At 60.5% G+C, this 16,458-nt stretch carries 18 protein-coding genes and 1 pseudogene; 4 read left to right on the top strand and 15 right to left on the bottom strand.

Translation table 11 applies throughout. From position 1 onward, the window contains the following. Positions 1 to 11 precede the first annotated feature (11 nt). Both ACTORR_RS02865 and ACTORR_RS02860 read right to left on the bottom strand, forming a co-directional pair. A complete protein-coding gene (locus ACTORR_RS02865; protein WP_054887782.1) occupies positions 12 to 1,163 on the bottom strand; it encodes an aminotransferase class V-fold PLP-dependent enzyme in 1,152 nt (383 codons plus the stop codon). Positions 1,164 to 1,396: 233 nt separating this feature from the next. Then, positions 1,397 to 2,461: an SDR family oxidoreductase gene (locus ACTORR_RS02860; protein WP_313364302.1), complete on the bottom strand. Its 1,065-nt coding sequence runs from the start codon at positions 2,459 to 2,461 to the stop codon at positions 1,397 to 1,399. Positions 2,462 to 2,534: 73 nt separating this feature from the next. Here ACTORR_RS02860 and ACTORR_RS02855 point away from each other — a divergent pair, with 73 nt between their 5' ends. Continuing rightward, positions 2,535 to 2,939 carry a MerR family transcriptional regulator gene (locus tag ACTORR_RS02855; RefSeq protein ID WP_054887780.1) on the top strand — a complete coding sequence of 135 codons (405 nt, stop codon included), beginning with the start codon at positions 2,535 to 2,537 and terminating at the stop codon, positions 2,937 to 2,939. A gap of 284 nt (positions 2,940 to 3,223) precedes the next feature. Here ACTORR_RS02855 and ACTORR_RS02850 read toward each other — a convergent pair whose 3' ends face one another. Beyond that, complete coding sequence (locus ACTORR_RS02850) at positions 3,224 to 3,661, bottom strand: hypothetical protein (RefSeq protein ID WP_082433706.1); 438 nt, start codon at positions 3,659 to 3,661, stop codon at positions 3,224 to 3,226. A gap of 158 nt (positions 3,662 to 3,819) precedes the next feature. On the opposite strand from ACTORR_RS02850, the gene ACTORR_RS02845 reads away from it, so the two are divergent. Further along, a complete protein-coding gene (locus ACTORR_RS02845) occupies positions 3,820 to 4,254 on the top strand; it encodes an anti-virulence regulator CigR family protein (RefSeq protein ID WP_054887779.1) in 435 nt (144 codons plus the stop codon). Between the two features lie 344 nt (positions 4,255 to 4,598). On the opposite strand, the gene ACTORR_RS02840 is transcribed toward ACTORR_RS02845, so the two are convergent. Then, complete coding sequence (locus ACTORR_RS02840; protein ID WP_313364303.1) at positions 4,599 to 5,195, bottom strand: AraC family transcriptional regulator; 597 nt, start codon at positions 5,193 to 5,195, stop codon at positions 4,599 to 4,601. A gap of 307 nt (positions 5,196 to 5,502) precedes the next feature. On the opposite strand from ACTORR_RS02840, the gene ACTORR_RS02835 reads away from it, so the two are divergent. Further along, on the top strand, positions 5,503 to 6,354 hold the full coding sequence (locus tag ACTORR_RS02835; protein ID WP_054887778.1) for a LysR family transcriptional regulator: 852 nt from the start codon (positions 5,503 to 5,505) through the stop codon (positions 6,352 to 6,354). A gap of 13 nt (positions 6,355 to 6,367) precedes the next feature. On the opposite strand, the gene ACTORR_RS02830 is transcribed toward ACTORR_RS02835, so the two are convergent. The 4 genes and pseudogenes from ACTORR_RS02830 to ACTORR_RS02815 all read right to left on the bottom strand — a co-directional run bounded on the left by ACTORR_RS02830 (position 6,368) and on the right by ACTORR_RS02815 (position 9,648). After that, on the bottom strand, positions 6,368 to 7,822 hold the full coding sequence (locus ACTORR_RS02830) for an MFS transporter (protein ID WP_441343534.1): 1,455 nt from the start codon (positions 7,820 to 7,822) through the stop codon (positions 6,368 to 6,370). A gap of 177 nt (positions 7,823 to 7,999) precedes the next feature. Continuing rightward, positions 8,000 to 8,686: pseudogene (locus tag ACTORR_RS02825) on the bottom strand (DMT family transporter); the annotation flags it as partial. 176 nt (positions 8,687 to 8,862) lie between these two features. After that, positions 8,863 to 9,117, bottom strand: coding sequence for a glutaredoxin 3 (gene grxC, locus ACTORR_RS02820; protein ID WP_054887776.1), 255 nt, complete (start codon positions 9,115 to 9,117; stop codon positions 8,863 to 8,865). 12 nt (positions 9,118 to 9,129) lie between these two features. Next, the gene (locus ACTORR_RS02815; RefSeq protein ID WP_313364168.1) at positions 9,130 to 9,648 is read right to left on the bottom strand and encodes a carboxymuconolactone decarboxylase family protein; all 519 of its coding nucleotides are present in this window, start codon (positions 9,646 to 9,648) and stop codon (positions 9,130 to 9,132) included. Positions 9,649 to 9,776: 128 nt separating this feature from the next. On the opposite strand from ACTORR_RS02815, the gene ACTORR_RS02810 reads away from it, so the two are divergent. Further along, positions 9,777 to 10,601, top strand: coding sequence for an AraC family transcriptional regulator (locus ACTORR_RS02810; protein WP_099813557.1), 825 nt, complete (start codon positions 9,777 to 9,779; stop codon positions 10,599 to 10,601). Between the two features lie 126 nt (positions 10,602 to 10,727). Here ACTORR_RS02810 and ACTORR_RS02805 read toward each other — a convergent pair whose 3' ends face one another. The 7 genes from ACTORR_RS02805 to ACTORR_RS02775 form a co-directional block, all read right to left on the bottom strand. Continuing rightward, positions 10,728 to 10,985, bottom strand: a complete 258-nt coding sequence (locus tag ACTORR_RS02805) for a DUF2790 domain-containing protein (RefSeq protein ID WP_313364169.1) — start codon at positions 10,983 to 10,985, stop codon at positions 10,728 to 10,730. A 109-nt stretch (positions 10,986 to 11,094) separates the two neighbouring features. Beyond that, positions 11,095 to 11,565 carry a cyanase gene (gene cynS / locus ACTORR_RS02800; RefSeq protein ID WP_054887772.1) on the bottom strand — a complete coding sequence of 157 codons (471 nt, stop codon included), beginning with the start codon at positions 11,563 to 11,565 and terminating at the stop codon, positions 11,095 to 11,097. A gap of 35 nt (positions 11,566 to 11,600) precedes the next feature. Then, complete coding sequence (locus ACTORR_RS02795) at positions 11,601 to 12,260, bottom strand: carbonic anhydrase (protein WP_099813558.1); 660 nt, start codon at positions 12,258 to 12,260, stop codon at positions 11,601 to 11,603. A gap of 340 nt (positions 12,261 to 12,600) precedes the next feature. Continuing rightward, the gene (locus ACTORR_RS02790; protein WP_054887770.1) at positions 12,601 to 13,077 is read right to left on the bottom strand and encodes a nuclear transport factor 2 family protein; all 477 of its coding nucleotides are present in this window, start codon (positions 13,075 to 13,077) and stop codon (positions 12,601 to 12,603) included. A 53-nt stretch (positions 13,078 to 13,130) separates the two neighbouring features. Continuing rightward, complete coding sequence (locus tag ACTORR_RS02785) at positions 13,131 to 13,709, bottom strand: TetR/AcrR family transcriptional regulator (RefSeq protein WP_054887769.1); 579 nt, start codon at positions 13,707 to 13,709, stop codon at positions 13,131 to 13,133. A 166-nt stretch (positions 13,710 to 13,875) separates the two neighbouring features. Further along, positions 13,876 to 14,916, bottom strand: coding sequence for an ABC transporter substrate-binding protein (locus ACTORR_RS02780; RefSeq protein ID WP_262108303.1), 1,041 nt, complete (start codon positions 14,914 to 14,916; stop codon positions 13,876 to 13,878). A 300-nt stretch (positions 14,917 to 15,216) separates the two neighbouring features. Then, complete coding sequence (locus tag ACTORR_RS02775) at positions 15,217 to 16,440, bottom strand: amidohydrolase family protein (RefSeq protein ID WP_099813561.1); 1,224 nt, start codon at positions 16,438 to 16,440, stop codon at positions 15,217 to 15,219. Positions 16,441 to 16,458: the final 18 nt, after the last annotated feature.

Genomic DNA, 16,458 nt, shown 5'->3' with positions numbered 1-16,458 from the left:
GATCCTCCGATTCAGCCTGGCAGCGGGTGGTCACTGCTCAGCACTTCGTCCAGTGCCTGCTCAAGGGTGCCGACGGTGCGCTCGATATTGTGCAGCTTTTCCAGCCCGAACAGGCCAATGCGGAAGGTCTGGAAGTCGTCTGGCTCGTCACATTGCAACGGCACGCCGGCGGCTATCTGCAGGCCGTGCTCGGCGAATTTCTTGCCGCTCTTGATATGCGCATCATCGGTGTAGCTGACCACGACCCCAGGGGCCTGAAAACCGGCTGCGGCCACGCTCTTGATGCCTTTGCCGGTCAACATGGCGCGCACTCGCTCGCCCAACGCTTGTTGTTCGCTGCGGAGCTTGTCGAAACCATAGGCGTGCATCTCGTTCATCACATCGTTGAAACGCGCCAGTGAATCGCTGGGCATGGTCGCATGGTAGGCATGCCCGCCCTGTTCGTAGGCTTGCATGATCTGCAGCCATTTTTTCAGGTCGCAGGCAAAGCTGCTGCTCTGCGTCTGCGTGATGCGTTCAAGGGCCAGGGCACTGAACATCACCAGGGCGCAGCAAGGCGAGGCGCTCCAGCCTTTCTGCGGGGCGCTGATCAGCAGGTCCACGGCGCACTGGTGCATATCGACCCACAGCGTGCCTGAGGCAATGCAGTCCAGCACGAACAGGCCCCCCACCGCGTGCACGGCGTCGCCGACGGCCCGCAGGTACGCGTCAGGCAGGATCATCCCGGATGAGGTTTCGACATGGGGGGCGAAGACCACCTGTGGCTTGTGCGCCGCAATGGCCGCCAGCACTTCGTCCAGAGGGGGAGGGGCGTAGGCCGCCTGGCGACCCGTTTCCACCGGTCGGGCCTTGAGCACCGTGGTGGCTGGCGCAATGTTGCCCATCTCAAGGATCTGGCTCCAGCGATAACTGAACCAGCCGTTGCGTATCACCAGGCATTGCTGGTGGGTGGCAAACTGCCGCGCCACTGCCTCCATGCCGAAGGTGCCGCTGCCCGGGACCACCGCAACGGCCTCGGCGTTGTAGACCTGTTTCAGTGTGCTCGAGATGTTGTTCATCACACCTTGGAAAGCCTGCGACATGTGATTGAGCGAGCGGTCGGTGTAGACCACCGAGTACTCGACCAGCCCATCGGGATCGATACCGGGATAGATCTTTGACATGGGTGACTCCTTTGGCAGAGATGTCAGTGGTATCGACCTTGGCCCAAGCCTTGGCAAATGACAAGCTTGGGCTTGCGCTGGCGGCAACCCCACGGCACTGCGGCATCAATGCCGGCTATCGTCAACCCTGCGCCTGCCGTCACGTTGGCGTTGATCGGGGCCTTGAGCACTATCCGCGATGACGCCATTGCCGAAGTGCGATTGCATGATGACCTTCCTTGTGACCGGTTGGATCAGTGGGGCAAGTGATTGGTGACGTAGCGCGCCGTTTTTTCCAGCGTTCGTGCCAGATCGGGATGGGTCAACCGATACTTGCGCTCCAGTTGCCTGCTGCGGTTCATGTCAAAGCGCTGCGTCTGGATAAAGTTCAACGACTCGGCGCTGATAGCGAATCGAGCCGCCAGGCCGGGGATCGTCAATAGCCACTTGATCAACCGGATTGCGACATGGCGCCGAGGAGCCTTCACGCCCAGTGTCTTTGCCAGTTGCTCGAGCATCCCCTGCAGGTTCGCTGAGCCCTCGTCGAGCGCCAGGACCTGCCGGTTGGCCATCGAGGGGTCGAACGCCACGCAGGTTATCATCGTCGCCAGGTAATCGACGCTGACGACCGGCAACCAGTGGCGGTCTGTACCAGGGACAGCCTTGAAGCGGCCCTGGGCAAGATTGCGAATGAGATCGGCCAGCGGTTGTCCTTCGAGGATGTGCCCCGTCTCGCTGTGGCCGCACACCGTAGCGGGATGGACGATCGTATAATCCGCGTCTGCTTCCTGCAGGTAGCGGATAACGGCAAAATGCGACTCGAGCTTGCTGCCTTCGTAGCCACCCACACGGCCGTAGACCGCAGGCCAATGGGTGTTTTCAGGGCACACGATATCCACCCCGACCTTGGCAAGGTAGGTAAGGTTCTGCAGCATGTAGCCGCCCACCATCACCAGCCGGATGTGCTGGCTGGCCGCAAGCCTTGCCACACGCAGTGCCCCTTGCACATTGACTTCGCGAGCGCGCTCCATCGTCAGCCCCCAGGTAAATTGCGCCGCCAGGTGGAAGGCCACCGCCGCCGAAGACACGCGTTGCCGGTCTGCTTCACTGAGCCCAAGCCCCTCCCTGCTGATATCGCCCTCGACTGCATGGATATACGCGGCGTCACCTCCCAGGCTGCTTACCTGTTGCCTGAGACGGTCGATGTTTTCGGGGCTGCGCATGAGCACCCAGGCCTTGTGCCCTGTGGCAGTGAGGCGAGCCAGCAAATGTTGACCGACAAACCCACTGCCGCCTGTGACGAAGCATTCCACGCCCATGTCTGACTCCTTGTTTGGATGATCGGCGCAGGCTAAGGTGTAGAGCGTGCTCTACAGTCAAGGAGTTTTTACGGTGAATATCGGGGAGCTGGAGCGCCGCAGTGGCATCGGTCGCCATGCATTACGCTATTACGAGCAGCTCGGGCTCATCGTGGCCCATCGACTGGCCAACAATTACCGCAGCTACAGCGAGCAGACCGTGGCTGATCTGGCCCTCATTCAAAGTGCCCAGGGCGGAGGTTTTTCACTCGCCGAGATCAGGGACATCCTTCAGGCCAAGCGGGGAAATACCATCGATTGCGCACAAGGCGCGGCGTTGGTCGCCAACAAGATGGCCGACATCCAAGCGAAGATCACAACCCTGCAAGCCGCTTATGCGTTTCTCGAGGCAGAGCGTGCGAAGCTTGAAGCCAGTGCCATTGCCAATGGACTGACTGTTGCGCACCTGCCTGTCCATGGGCGCACCTCGACCGCATAGCCGAACCACAAGGGCATTGAGCGAGGCCCGCGTTCGTCGTCAAAAATGGCCGGTCGCCAGTGACTGCTATCGGCCCATAGCGGACAGTTGACGACGGTTTGCCAAATTCAAACAAGCAGCGACGAGTTTCAGGCATGCTGTCGGCTTTGCTGGAAGGGCCCCTTTGGACTCAGAAACGGTTCCAACGGCTGCCCAGACTTTAACGCCTATCAGTACTAGCAAAAAGCCCAGCACAAGCCGGGCTTTTTGAAAACATTAGGTCTATACCGCATCGAGCTGCGAAATCATCGATCATTCTTTGAAGAAGATCTGACGGCGTTGGATAGACCTCTTGAATTGTGATCACCTGGAGTCGTTCGTGAGATGGCAGTGGATTTGGCCAAACCGCGAGTGTCTTTGGAGTGTGCGATACCCGAGGTAGTGGTACCGTGGCCATTATCAGCGTTGCGGGAGCTCCCGTAATGGTTGCCGCTTACACCGTGATCGCGTGTGGCCTTGCCAGCGTGATCGCTTCCAGCGCTCTGGCCATTTCCGCTGTTCCCTCCCATACCACCTGAATGCCCACCTCCATGTCCGCCACCATTACCGCCACCGTTGCCACCTCCATGACCACCACCGCCTTTGGCATAGGCGGAACCAATGGGTGAGACATCTGCGGGTACGAATGGAATCATCCCGAGTGCCAATGCACAAGCAAAGACAGCAAGCACGGGTTTTCTCATTTTTATTCGCCTCCAGAGGCGTGTGGTAGAGCTGAAGGTGCCAAACAGACCGACATTAGATGATTAAGTTCTTGAATCCCGACGGAATGCTCGCACCCGGCTGGCATTGTCTCTACCAATAGATTAGCTACTCTCTGGTTGGATAAGGTCCCAAGGAAATGCATACCATGAGAAGGAAATTGAGTATCGCCGCAGCTTTTTCCCTGGCTCTGGTTGTAAGCCCGATCTTGCTGGCAGATCCCGGGAAAGGGAAAAGCCACGACAAGGGAGGACAACACGCAAGCCAAGGTCATCAGGGCAACAGCAATGACTGGCACGAAGGGCCTTCCATCGATTTAGGAGGGGTGCGAGTCATCCTCAATGACAACCGCAATTACTGGAATCCAGGCTCTCCCTTACCGCCAGGTATCCAGAAGAATCTGGCGCGCGGCAAGCCTCTCCCGCCCGGGATTGCGAAGAAGCTGGATAGCCGGCTGATCGGGCGACTTCCTCATTACAATGGTTATGAGTGGCAGCAAGCTGGGACTGACCTGCTGCTTGTGGCTATCACTTCAGGTGTCATCTATGAGGTACTACACAATGTGCTTGACTAAGTCCCGTAGACCCATGAATTGGATCTCGTGACCAGCAAAAGCTTGAGCCACCTGGTGCCGAGAAAATGTTCAGGGTGTATCAGGTGACCTGATCAGAAGTGTGTGACCGACGTGACTGAATTCATGGTGGCGCAACAGACCGTATCAAACTGAAGCTCAATGGCCTGTGCCCTGTCGAGTACAGGGCTCAGGCTGCAGCGTCCGAATTTTAGGGGCAGTCCACTTTGTGGGAGCGGGTTTACCCGCGAACACCGGCACAGCCGGTGCCATCCACCACGGCGCCTGCTTCGGGGGTAAACCCGCTCCCACAGGGTGTAAGTAGCGCTCACGATATCGTTTGTTTTTCAACGGCAGCTTCGGGTCTGGGCTGCCAACTGCGCGCTGAATTGCGATTGCCCGCCCGGTCGTTTACAGAACATCACCATCTCTCGCGCCACTTTCAGCGCCAACTCCCTGCCGTGATCCTCTTCTACCAGTGCCAAAGCTAAATCCATACCCGCGGTGACACCAGCCGACGCGTAGAGGTTGCCGTCCTTGATAAAAATGCTATCAGCGTCGACTTCAGTCTGCGGGTGCTCTTTGGCGAGTTTCGCGCTGGAATTCCAGTGGGTCGTGACACGACGCCCGTCAAGCAGGCCGGCGGCGGCCAACAGGAAGGCGCCGCTGCAAACCGAGCCGATGCGGCGCACCTTCATAGCATGGGTGCGCAGCCACTGCTGCAAGGCAGGGTTGAGCACGATCTCGTCGATCTGCGGACCTCCGGCCACGAGCAAGGTATCGATCCTGCCTTTATAGGTTTCGAAGGTCTCGTCGATGGCGAGCTTCAAACCGCTTGAGCCTTTGATCATGCCTTTTTCGGTGCCGATCACTTCGACTAGGTAGGCCCGCGGGTTGCCCAATGGCTTAGCCGCCTCGGCGAAGACATCAGCCGGACCGACCACATCCAGCAGTTGAACGCGGGGAAGGCAAGGAAGGCGATGCGCATGGTGTCTGTCCTCGTCGAATCATTGGCTGAAAATGTCGTAATGCTACGGTTTCAGCCAGTATCTGTTTGGCTGAAAACACCAGCTCCTGGTTACTGCTGATCGTTGCCGGATTCCTGGAGATCGCCTTTGCGGTTGGACTCAAATCCGCCAATGGCATGGAGCGGCCTTGGTACTACCGGCCTCGCCGGGAAGCCCGCTTTGGGATTGCAGCCACGCCATCATTGTTGCAACCTCATCGCTCATTCTGGCACGAGAGGGCAGTATGGACTGGAGTGACATGCGGATCTTCCTGGCGATCGCGCGCAGTGGCTCGTTGGGAGGGGCCGCCAAGGCGTTAGGGGTCAGTCACCCGACCGTCGGGCGGCGCTTGCAGGTGCTCGAACAGGCCAGTGGACAAGCGTTCTTCCTGCGCACTGGCCAGGGGCTGGTACTCACCGATAATGGTGAGCGGATTCTCGACCTGGCGCTCGCCATGGAGCACAGTGCGCTGGCCATCGAACGTCGTCTGGCGGGGCATGGCGATCAGCCTGAAGGGCTGTTGCGCATTTCCTCGGCCGACTGGTTCGCCTGTCATGTGCTGTCGCCGGTGCTGGCCGAACTGGCACGACGGTATCCATTGATCGTGCCCGAAGTCATTGCCGGGCATCGGCTGTTCGACCTTGCCCGTCGCGATGCCGACATCGCTTTCCGGATCGTGCCCTTCACCGAGCCTGACATTGTCCAGCGCAAACTGACGACCTTGCCTTACGGGCTCTACACCGCATTGCATGCCCCGGCGCCACACCCGGGCGGCGAGGGGCTGGGGTTGATCCTGATGAACGTTGCCCAGGCCCATTACCCGGATGTGCACTGGCTGCAGCAGCGCTACCCGCAGTCTCGCACCGTGTTCACCAGCAGCAGCCGGACGGTCCAGGCACAGATGTGTGCGCAAGGGCTTGGGGTTGCTGTGTTGCCACGTGTGCTCGGCGACTCGGTGCCCGGCCTGCGGCTGCTGGACGAGCATCAGCCACCACCGGGGCGGGACATCTGGATGGGCTATCACCGCGACATGCGTCAGCTGGACCGGCTACGCGCCCTGGCCGACCTTGCCTCCGGCATGATCGGCGCAGGGTAGCAGGTTGCGGCGCTCAGCTCGGGCGCATCGCCGCTGCCTCCGCCAGCGGTGCCGGCTGCCGCGCCAATGTCAGGCTCAGCGCAACCCCTACGGCCAGGCAGGCGGCCATGTACAGAACGGCGACCACGAAGGCGTGGCTGATACGAGCTTCCGTTACCGGTTCCCCCAGCACGGTGTAGAACACGCCGCCGATGACGGCCACGCTCAGCGAGGTACTGATCTGCAAGGTCGCGCTGGTGATGCCTGCGATCATCCCGGCATACGCCGGCGCGACCCGGCCCGTGACCAGGCGCATCAACGTCGGCAACGCCAGGCCCTGTCCCAGCCCGATCAGCAACAGGCTGACCGCCAGGAACGTGAAGGGCGGGGCAAGGCCAGGCGGAGTCACTGACACCAGCCAACCCAGCCAGATCAAGCCGATGACCTCCAGCGCCATGCCTGACGGGTTCACATAACCGCCGAGCACGCGCCTGAGAAGGGGAACCGAGAGCGGGCCGATGAGGAAACCGGCACCGAACGGCAGGAAGACCAGGCCGGCATCCAGTGCGCTCATCTGCAATGCACCTTGCAGATAGATCGAAAACAGCAGGAAGAACACGCCAATCGCGTAGAAACACAGCGCTATGGATAACGCCCGGCCCAGCCCGGGGGCTTGCAGAGCGGCCGGCGCCAGCAAAGGGGTTCCGCCGGCGCGGTGCAGGCGCGCCTCATAGCGCCAGAACAACGCCCCCAGTACAGGCGCAGCGGCGAGTGACAGCCACGCCCACCACGGCCATCCCGCTTCACGCCCCTCGATCAGCGGCACGACCAGAGCGCCGAGGGCCAGTATCGACAACGCCGTACCCACCAGGTCCAGCTTGCTCGCCTGCAGCCCACGGGTGTCCTTGAGCACGGGAATACCGAGTGCAATCACCAGCAATGCGATCGGCAGGTTGACCAGGAATATCGCGCGCCAGCCCATGCCGAACAGGTCGAGCGCGATCAGCACGCCACCCAGCGCCTGGCCGATCACTGACGCCAGGCCAAACACGGCCCCGTACAGGCTCAGGGCCAATGACCTTTCCGCTGCCGGAAAAATTGTCTGCACCGAGGCGAGTGCCTGCGGCGCCATCACGGCGGCGCTCACGCCCTGCAAGGCGCGCCCGAGCACCAGTACCCAGGGCGCAGTCGCCACACCGCACAGCAGCGAAGCAGCGGCGAAGCCCAGCAGGCCGATGAAAAACATCCGCCCGCGCCCATACAGGTCGCCAAGGCGCCCGCCGGTGATCAGTGTCACGGCATAGAGCGTGGCATAGGACGCGATCACCAACTGCTCGGCAGAGGGGCCTGTGCCCAGGTCCGCCTGTATCGAGGGCAGCGCAACGTTGACGATGAAGAAATCCAGCGGCGGTAGAAACGCGCCGACCAGCAAGATGGCGAACATCAACCAGCGCCGGGGTTCGGTGGCTTCATTTTCGATTCGAGACATGACGGGTATCCTGTGTGGCAACTCCGGCTCCATACGCGGGCAGGCCAGGTTTTATGGAGCCTGGCTATTGCCCGCTCGTACCTTGGCCGATGGGCCACACTCTAGGGAATCTCATCCCGGCGCGCGCCTTACGAAACTGCACGGGCAAGGTTCACTGCTGTCAGTGGCGTCATCACCTCAGCGAGGGGTAGGGTGGTTGGGCTTGCGCTCATCGCGGCTGGATCGTCGGGCCTCGGCGCGTACCACCAGGCAGATCCCGACCGCCGATAGCGCCATCCCCGCTGCCATCTGCCAGGACAACGGCTCATCGAACATCGCCCAGGCCCAGAGCAGGGTGATCGGTGGGCTGAGATAAAGCACGCTGGCGACACGGGTGGCCGAGGACCTGCGCAGGCAGACCCAGTACAACCCATAGCCACCCAGCGTCGACAGAACTACGGTCCACGACACGCTCAGTGCAAAGCCTGCGCTGGCAACCGGTGCCAGGCTGCGTTGGCTGCCTTCGAGGGCTGCGAAGGCGAAACTGGAGACGAAACACTGCAGCCAAATGTTCGGCAACAGGCCTATGGCCTGCACCGTGCTGCGTTTTTGCCACAACGTGGCGATCGCCAGCGAACACATGCCGGCCACGGGCAGGCCATAGGCCCACATCGGTGCTGTGCCCAGCGTCAGCGCATCGTGGGTCACCCACAGCATCCCCAGCAGCCCGACGACCAGGCCGACCCACACCTGCAGCGGCAGGCGCTCGCCCAGCAGCAACGCCGCGAGCAGCGCCATGCCCAGCGGCAACAGGTCGGCGCATAACGCGGCAAGGCCGGCGGGTACACCCAGGGCAATGCCCTGCGTCACGCCGGCGAGGTAGGACCACGACATCCTTTTCGTGCGCAGCCCGGCATCGGACGGCGACGCCGCCGTGACTTTGCTGGCGCGGGCGATGCGGCAATCGTTTCGACTGTAGGCAAGGGGCGCACAGCAGGCGGGTAGATATCGAAGAATCCCGATAGCTTAGCCCCCCTCGCATGGCCAACCACCCCTGAACCTCAAGCACGTAGCAATCTGTCCAACTCAGCCTTTTGATCCAGGCGCGCCAAGTCATCAAAGCCGCCTACATGCACATCTTCCACGAAGATCTGCGGAACGGTCCTGCGACCGGAGCGCTGGAGCATCTGCGCCAATGCTTCAGCGGACTGCTCAACATCAATCTCGATCGGAGTAACGCCTTTGCTTGAGAGCAATCGCTTGGCACTTACACAGTAAGGGCAGTGCCGGGTGGTGTAGATAGTCACTGGGTTCATGGCGCTTGCCTCCTAGCGGGCCGATGGCGGAAAGTCGATATCGGTCGTGGCGACATTGTTCAGGTAGTTGGTCAGGGTCAACAGTGTGACCTGTGCTATCACTTCCACTATCTTGCTGTCGGTGAGACCCGCTTCGCGTGCCGCCGCGAGCTGTGCATCGCTCAACTGGCCGCGGCTTCCGGTGATCTGATGGGCCAGCGTGGCGACCGCGTTGAGTGTGCCTTCGCGGGCTTGGCTGATGGCTTCATCACTCAAGCCGGCCTTCGTAGCAAAGAAGCCATGGGCTGCAAGGCAGTAGTCGCAACCATTGATTTGCGAGGTGGCGAGGGCGACGACTTCGCGCTCGGCGGCGCTGAGTGAACCCTTGCCCAGGGCCTGCGCGAGCCCCAGGTAACCATTGAGTGCAGCCGGCGAGTGCGCCAGCGTCCTGAATGCATTGGGAATGAAGCCCAGGCCTTTCTGAATACCTTCCAGGGCGGTTCGCGAGCCGGCAGGGGCTTGGTCCAGCGAGAGCGCAGTAATACGGGTCATGGCAGTTCTCCTGTGGGATGCTCGATCGGTTTGTCGATCGGCTTGATAAGAATCGTAAGGGAATGAGCTTTCCTTTCGGCTTCAGATCGTCGAAGTTATGCAACAGATCGTCTAAACCTGAAGGCGCCATGGACCGACTATCGACATTGCTCAAACACTTCAACTTGCAGGCGTCCACGTTTCACCAAGGTGGATTCTGTGGCATCACGCCGGTTCACGGGGAGCACGGTTTCGGTCATGCGCATTTGCTGCGTTCAGGGCAGCTGACCTTGATCGACAAGCGCGGCCAGCGCACCGAACTGGCTGAGCCAAGCCTGATCCTGGCGGTGCGCCCGCAGGCTCATCAGCTGTTGGCGAGCGAAGCCGATGATGCGCAACTGATATGCGCCACCTTGCATTTTGATGGGGGGGCCGACAATCCGCTGACCTTGGCGCTGCCGGATTTTCTCATCATGCCATTGCGCGAATTGCAGGGCCTCAATGGCACCCTCGACTGGCTGTTTGCAGAGGCCTTTGGCGACGAATGTGGCCGCGAGGTAATCCTCAATCGGCTATTCGAACTGATGGTGATTCAGTTGCTTCGGCACCTCATGGCCAGGCGGACCATCGACTCAGGGATGATGGCAGGTTTGGCCCATGCTCAGCTGTCCCGGGCCCTGGTGTGCATTCACGACCAACCTCAGCGCAACTGGTCCGTGGCGGCGCTGGCCGATCGCTCCGGCATGTCGCGGGCCAGCTTTGCTGCGCACTTTCGCGAGACCGTGGGTATCACGCCGGCAGATTACCTGGCGAACTGGCGCATCAGCCTGACCCAGAAGCGCCTGCGCGAAGGCCGCCCGATTGCCCTCATTGCAGATGAAGTGGGCTATGAAAGCCCGTCTGCGTTGGCCCGCACTTTTCGCCGGAAGGTGGGTACAAGCCCGAAAGAATGGCTGCTGCAGAACAGGCCATGATGATCAAACGGTCCGCTGTTCTGGACAAGGGCTCGATGGATGATTTGCTGTAAGCGCCTGAAGGCCTCGGTCACAGCGCCCGTGATGTGCAGGCGTTGGCCTTCAGGCTTGCGTATTGACCGCGCATCAATTATTGGAACAACCATTTCCCATGATGCGGTACTCCATGACATGCCGCTCGCCATTGGAGTCATCGTAAGTCAGCTGCATCGGTACCACGTCGCAGACATCGGGCACCGGCGTGACAGCCACCACGTGCGCGATATCCAGGTGTTGAGCGTAGCGATAGGGTTCGATCGCAACCTGTGTGGCCTGGGTAACCTGTTCATCGGCAAGCGCAACAGAACCCAGGCAGCCCAGGAGCAATATGGATAACAGTTTCATGGTAATCACCTGAAGTGGGGCGCAAGAAGGCCAGAGCACCCAAGCGATGCTCAGTCGTCATGAAGGTTGGAGAGTGGCCCGGCGCCGTCAGACGCCGGGCTGAGCTGCATCAGAAAGGCTTGGTGGGCAGGTATTTACCGTCCAGGGTGATCACGGCACGGTGGCCACCCTCAGGATCTTCGACCTTCTTGATGTCCAGCTTGAAGTTGATGGCACTGATGATGCCGTCACCGAACTTCTCATGGACCAGCGCTTTGAGAGTTGTGCCATACACCGACATCATTTCGTAGAAGCGGTAGATGGTAGGGTCGCTCGGCACGCCGTCGAAGAAGCTGCCGCGGATCGGCATCGATTGCAGCAGTGCCACTTGATCAGCATCCAGGTCGAGTTTTTCGCCCACCACCTTCGCGGCGCTTTCCGGCAGTGGGTGCTGGCCAAGCAGGGCAGCGGTGACAAAGGCTTCGGACAGGCCCGTGCCGTCAACGATCTGTGCGAATGACAAGTCCTTGCGAGCCTTGGCCTGAATGATCACTTCGGTCAGTTCCTGGCGAGCGGTACGGGTGGCTTGAGTCTGGATCATGGTGAATCTCCTAAGTAAAGGTTCAGGTACAGCTTTCAGGCGACGTGCCTGGCGTGCTGGGAAACGGCGTGGACTTCTGGGTTTTCCGCGAGAGACACGAAGGTGCCGGTACGGCCATCAAAGGCGTCGATACGTCCGCTCTCGATGTCATAGATCCAGCCATGCAGGGTCACGCGGCCTTCTTCGAGCGCCAGGCGAACGGATGGGTGGGTCTGGATGTTGGCGAGTTGCGCGATGACGTTTTCGCGCACCATGGAGGCGACTTTCCTCGGCATGTCCGCGTGCTGGCGGGCCTCGTTGACCACCTTGGCCGAGTCGGCATAGCGCAACCATCCAGCCACTGCGGGCATGTGATCGAGGCACTTGCAGCTAGCAATGGCAGTCATCGCGCCGCAGTCGGAGTGGCCACAGATCACGATGTCTGCAACGTCTAGCCCGGCGACCGCGTATTCGACAGAGGCCGACACGCCACCTGGTTCTGGCCCATACGACGGCACGATGTTGCCGGCGTTGCGGATGACGAACAGATCACCTGGCTCGCGTTGGGTAACCAGTTCAGGCACCAGTCGGCTGTCCGAGCAGGAGATGAAGAGCGCCTTGGGTGCCTGTTGATTGGCCAGGTCCTTGAACAGTTTGACCCGCTCAGGGAAGGCGTTTTTTTGAAACTTCAGAAATCCGTCGATGATCGCTTTCATGGTTGCTGTCTCTGTGTCGCTGGGTGTGAGACAAAGATTAAGCAATGCATGAGATAAGGTAAAAGTCTAAATTATTATGAAATTGATCAGATTATCTTATGCGTGGAGCATGCTGGCTCGATGAACTGGGCCTGCGGATACGTCAGCGCAGGCGGATGCCCTCGGCAGGGTGGCCATGCCGAGCAGCGGGAGGAGGGGGACATGCAAAGAAAAGCCCCCATTGGCTGTTTGAGGGCCAATGGGGGCTTATGGATTCCGAAGGATCTGGAACGGGGATGATAAACGCCAGCTAAACAAACACCTGATCCTGCATCAAAAACAGGATCAGGTTTGGCATGAATTACAGGCCCAGTTCAGTCAGGCCTGGATGGTCATCCGGACGGCGCCCCAGTGGCCAGTGGAACTTACGCTCGCTTTCCTTGATGGGCATGTCGTTGATGCAGGCGAATCGGCGTTGCATCAGGCCGTCGGCTTCAAACTCCCAGTTTTCATTGCCGTAGGAACGGAACCAGTTACCCGAATCGTCGTGCCACTCATAGGCGTAGCGGACGGCGATGCGGTTGTCGGTGAAGGCCCAGAGCTCCTTGATCAGGCGGTAGTCCAGCTCCTTCTTCCACTTGCGAGTCAGGAACGCCTGAGCTTCTTCGCGATTGTTTGCAAATTCGGCTCGGTTACGCCATTGGGTGTTCAATGTATAAGCGAGCGCAATTTTTTCAGGGTTGCGAGTATTCCAACCGTCTTCAGCGAGTCGGACCTTTTCAATCGCCGACTCGCGAGTGAAAGGAGGAAGTGGCGGGCGAGCCTGTTCGTTGGACATGGTGGTGCCTCCAATCTATTGGATGAATCAGTCGAGTGGGTATTGCTGAGGTGTCAGGCGCTTACGCGCTGTTCTTGTTCAAGCAGTAACCTGGCGATTTCCCGTGCACTGTCGAGCGCCGTAAAATCACCCATCACGCGGGCGACGGTTATCGTGCCCTCTATCAGCACGAAGAGTTGCCTGGCCAACTTGACCGGATCCTTGACCTGCAACTGGCGGGTCAACTCCAGTGTGTAATCCAGAAGCTTTTGCTTATGCAGCCTTGCGATCTGCCGTATAGGGTCGTCTGCGTCGCCCACTTCGCCGGCGGTATTGATGAATGCGCAACCCCGAAAACCGTCAGACTCGAACCAACTTCCAAGCACATCAAAAATGCCGAGAATGCGCGCTTGCGGCGTTTGGGCTTTTTCGCACTCACTCCTGAACCACTGCATCCAGCGTACATCGCGTGCATTGAGTGCCGCTGCGGCGACATCGTCTTTGGTCGCAAAGTAGCGATAGATACTTTTACGGGCTACGCCTGAAGTCTTTACCAAAAGGTCCATGCCCGTGGCGTGGATCCCGTTTTCGTAAATCAGCTTCTCGGCGGTCGCGAGGATTTTTTCGCGTGTATCGGTCATTGGCTTGTTCATGTAGCCAGAGTAGAACGATCGTTCTCCCTGGTCAAGCAACTATTGATTTATTTCTTTTGAGGGTTGCCAAGGAGCAATACCCACCAGCGGCCTGGCTGGATGCACAGGCTGTTGATCAGCCCCCCTCGATGCCGAGGAGCCGGCGGGGGCGCCGGCTCCGGTCAGTTCAACGAGCGGCCCAGGCGTTGAAGCGCTCCTCGAGCTCTTCGCCATGGTCGACCCAGAACTCGGCGTTTACCAGCTGCGCCTCGGCCATATTGCCCGGTGCGGTAGGCAGCTGTTGCTGGACGCCCTCAGGCAGCTGCGCCAGCGCTTGCGTGCGTACCGGGCCGTAGGGGATTTGCGTGGAGAAGGTCTTCTGCGGCCCGACCTGGCTGGCGAACCTGATGAATTGCTCTGCCAGGTCCTTGTTGGCAGTGCCGCGCACGATCGCCCAGTGATCAGGGTCGTACAGGCTGCCCGGCCACACGATGCGCAGCGGCGAGCCTTCCTTCTGCGCGGCAGCGATGCGCCCGTTGTAGGCGGCAGACATCACCACATCGCCTGCCACCAGCCACTGGGGTGGCTGCGCACCGGCTTCCCACCACTGGATGCTCTGCTTGATTTGGTCCAGCTTGTGGAACGCACGGTTGACGCCCTCGGGTGTACTCAGTACCTGGTACAGGTCTGCGCGGGAAACGCCATCGGCGAGCAGCGCGACTTCGAGGGTATACTTGGCGCCCTTGCGCAGGCCGCGCTTGCCGGGGAAGCGCGTGGTATCCCAGAAGTCTGCCCAGGAGGCGGGCCCGACGCTGAGCTTCTGTGGGTTGTAGGCCAGCACCATCGACCAGACATAGCTGGCTACGCCGCACTCGCTGACAGTCCCGGACAGGTAGCCGGACTGCTCGCCGAGAATGCCGGGGTCCATACGTTCGAACAGGCCCGCTTCGCAGCCGCGGATCAGCTCGGGGCTCTCGACCTCGACCACGTCCCAGGAAACATGGCCAACGTCCACCATGGCTTTGATCTTGGAAAGTTCGCCGTTGTACTCACCCGCCACCACCCTGGCAGCACCGCTCTTCTCGAACGGCTGGAAGTACGCTGACTGCTGGGCCGCCTTGGTGGCCCCGCCGAAGGAGATGATGGTGAGGCTGGCTTCATCGGCTACGGCGCACAGGCTGAAACCGGAAAGAAGTGCAAAGCTGAGCGATGCGGCGATGATACGCATGGAAAACTCCCTCATTGCTTGTGGTTGTGTTGTTTTGTCGAGGCAGTTGGGCCAGTCGGCCCGAGCCCACTGCGCAGCGGTGTGCGCAGTGGTTTTCTTGTTGTAGTGAGTGCGTATCGCAAGGCGCTGGGTGGAAATGACTGGAGCGGCGGTTGTCACTCACCCGGGGGATGGTGCGCCACAGCTGCGGCGGGGGAAATTAGTAAAAATATGCTCCAGTCATATGAAAATGCTCTGCAGGCCACTGGCGACGGGGTTACGCAGAAGCTCAGCCGAGCGATGCTCGGCCAGGGCGAGCGGCTAGAAAACCACCGAGCGCCGATGCTCCGTGGTCGCCACCACTTTGCCCCGTTTGAGCACCATCAGCCGCGCTGGCAGGTCGAGAATCACATCGCTGACCGCCTGGGTATCCATCAGCACCAGGTCGGCGTCCTTGCCCACCGCCAGGCCATAGTGCTGCAAGCCCAGGGCCTTGGCCGGGCCGGTGGTGAGCATCGACAGCACCGTGGCCTGGTCGTCGGCACCGCCCAGGTGGCAGGCCGGCAGCGCCAGTTGTGCGATGTTCAGCAGGTCGCCGGTACCATACGGGGTGAACGCATTGCGAATGTTGTTGGTGGCCAGGCACACGTTCACGCCACCATCGCGCAACGCCCGCACCGGGGTCAGGCTACGCCGTACGTTGTAGCTGTCGCCTCGGGCTCCCAGGTGCAGGTCGGTGGCCGGCAGGCACATCACACTGATGTCGGCTTCGCGCAGCAGCCCGATGATACGCGCCTGCCGCTCGGGTTCGACCGCGGCCAGGCTGGTCAGGTGGCCAACGCAGACGCGGCCTTGGTAGCCCTCGGCGAGAGTGCGGCGGGCCACATGCTCGATGGTCATCTGCTCGGCGTCATCGGCGAAGTCCTGGTGCAAGTCGATGTCCTTGCCGTAGCGCTTGGCCAGGTCGAACACGAAGTCGATGTGATCGAAGGGCGACACGTCGTTGTAGGGAATGCCACCCACGACATCGGCGCCTTTCTCCATGGCCTCGACCATCATGGCCTGCATGCCTGGCAGTTTCAGGATGCCTTCCTGAGGGAAGGCAACCACCTGGATATCGATGAACTGGCGAAACTTCTCACGCAGTTCCAGTACCACGTCGAGGCCGGTAAAGCCTTGCACCGGGTCGAACTCGGCGTGGGCGCGGACATGGGTGCTGCCTGCCTGCACGAGGGCGCGCAGCACCTGGGTCGAGCGCTCGAGGATGTCCTCGCGGGTGAGCGTCGGCTTGAGCGCGGCGGTGACCGCGATCGCTTCCTTCAGGGTGCCGGAGCGATTGGCCTTGCGCTGCATGACGTTGGCCTTTTCCAGGTGCAGGTGGCCTTCGACGAACCCCGGAATCAGTACGTTGCCGTTGCCCTCGATTTCCTGCGCCGCGCGTGCGGCAATCGCCGGTGCGATTTCGACGATCTTGCCGTTATGTACGGCCACGTCCTGCAGCGGCTGTGCGTCATCGATGCGCACGTTTCGAAAGATGATATCCATGGGGTGTTGCTCCTCATA

Source organism: Pseudomonas sp. SAR267, from assembly GCF_052077595.1.
GTDB lineage: Bacteria > Pseudomonadota > Gammaproteobacteria > Pseudomonadales > Pseudomonadaceae > Aquipseudomonas > Aquipseudomonas vlassakiae.
The sequence above is the reverse complement of the archived record's forward strand: the minus strand, read 5'-3'. Positions and strand labels throughout refer to the sequence as shown.

Coding starts and splice junctions, on each gene's coding strand:
- ACTORR_RS02860 (WP_313364302.1), bottom strand. CDS start 2,461: ATGGGCGTGGAATGCTTCGTCACAGGCGGCAGTGGGTTTGTCGGTCAA.
- ACTORR_RS02785 (WP_054887769.1), bottom strand. CDS start 13,709: ATGAACAAGCCAATGACCGATACACGCGAAAAAATCCTCGCGACCGCC.
- grxC (WP_054887776.1), bottom strand. CDS start 9,117: ATGAACCCAGTGACTATCTACACCACCCGGCACTGCCCTTACTGTGTA.
- ACTORR_RS02865 (WP_054887782.1), bottom strand. CDS start 1,163: ATGTCAAAGATCTATCCCGGTATCGATCCCGATGGGCTGGTCGAGTAC.
- cynS (WP_054887772.1), bottom strand. CDS start 11,565: ATGATCCAGACTCAAGCCACCCGTACCGCTCGCCAGGAACTGACCGAA.
- ACTORR_RS02830 (WP_441343534.1), bottom strand. CDS start 7,822: ATGTCTCGAATCGAAAATGAAGCCACCGAACCCCGGCGCTGGTTGATG.
- ACTORR_RS02850 (WP_082433706.1), bottom strand. CDS start 3,661: ATGAGAAAACCCGTGCTTGCTGTCTTTGCTTGTGCATTGGCACTCGGG.
- ACTORR_RS02795 (WP_099813558.1), bottom strand. CDS start 12,260: ATGAAAGCGATCATCGACGGATTTCTGAAGTTTCAAAAAAACGCCTTC.
- ACTORR_RS02815 (WP_313364168.1), bottom strand. CDS start 9,648: ATGACCCGTATTACTGCGCTCTCGCTGGACCAAGCCCCTGCCGGCTCG.
- ACTORR_RS02790 (WP_054887770.1), bottom strand. CDS start 13,077: ATGTCCAACGAACAGGCTCGCCCGCCACTTCCTCCTTTCACTCGCGAG.
- ACTORR_RS02835 (WP_054887778.1), top strand. CDS start 5,503: ATGGACTGGAGTGACATGCGGATCTTCCTGGCGATCGCGCGCAGTGGC.
- ACTORR_RS02775 (WP_099813561.1), bottom strand. CDS start 16,440: ATGGATATCATCTTTCGAAACGTGCGCATCGATGACGCACAGCCGCTG.
- ACTORR_RS02810 (WP_099813557.1), top strand. CDS start 9,777: ATGGACCGACTATCGACATTGCTCAAACACTTCAACTTGCAGGCGTCC.
- ACTORR_RS02805 (WP_313364169.1), bottom strand. CDS start 10,985: ATGAAACTGTTATCCATATTGCTCCTGGGCTGCCTGGGTTCTGTTGCG.
- ACTORR_RS02780 (WP_262108303.1), bottom strand. CDS start 14,916: ATGCGTATCATCGCCGCATCGCTCAGCTTTGCACTTCTTTCCGGTTTC.
- ACTORR_RS02845 (WP_054887779.1), top strand. CDS start 3,820: ATGCATACCATGAGAAGGAAATTGAGTATCGCCGCAGCTTTTTCCCTG.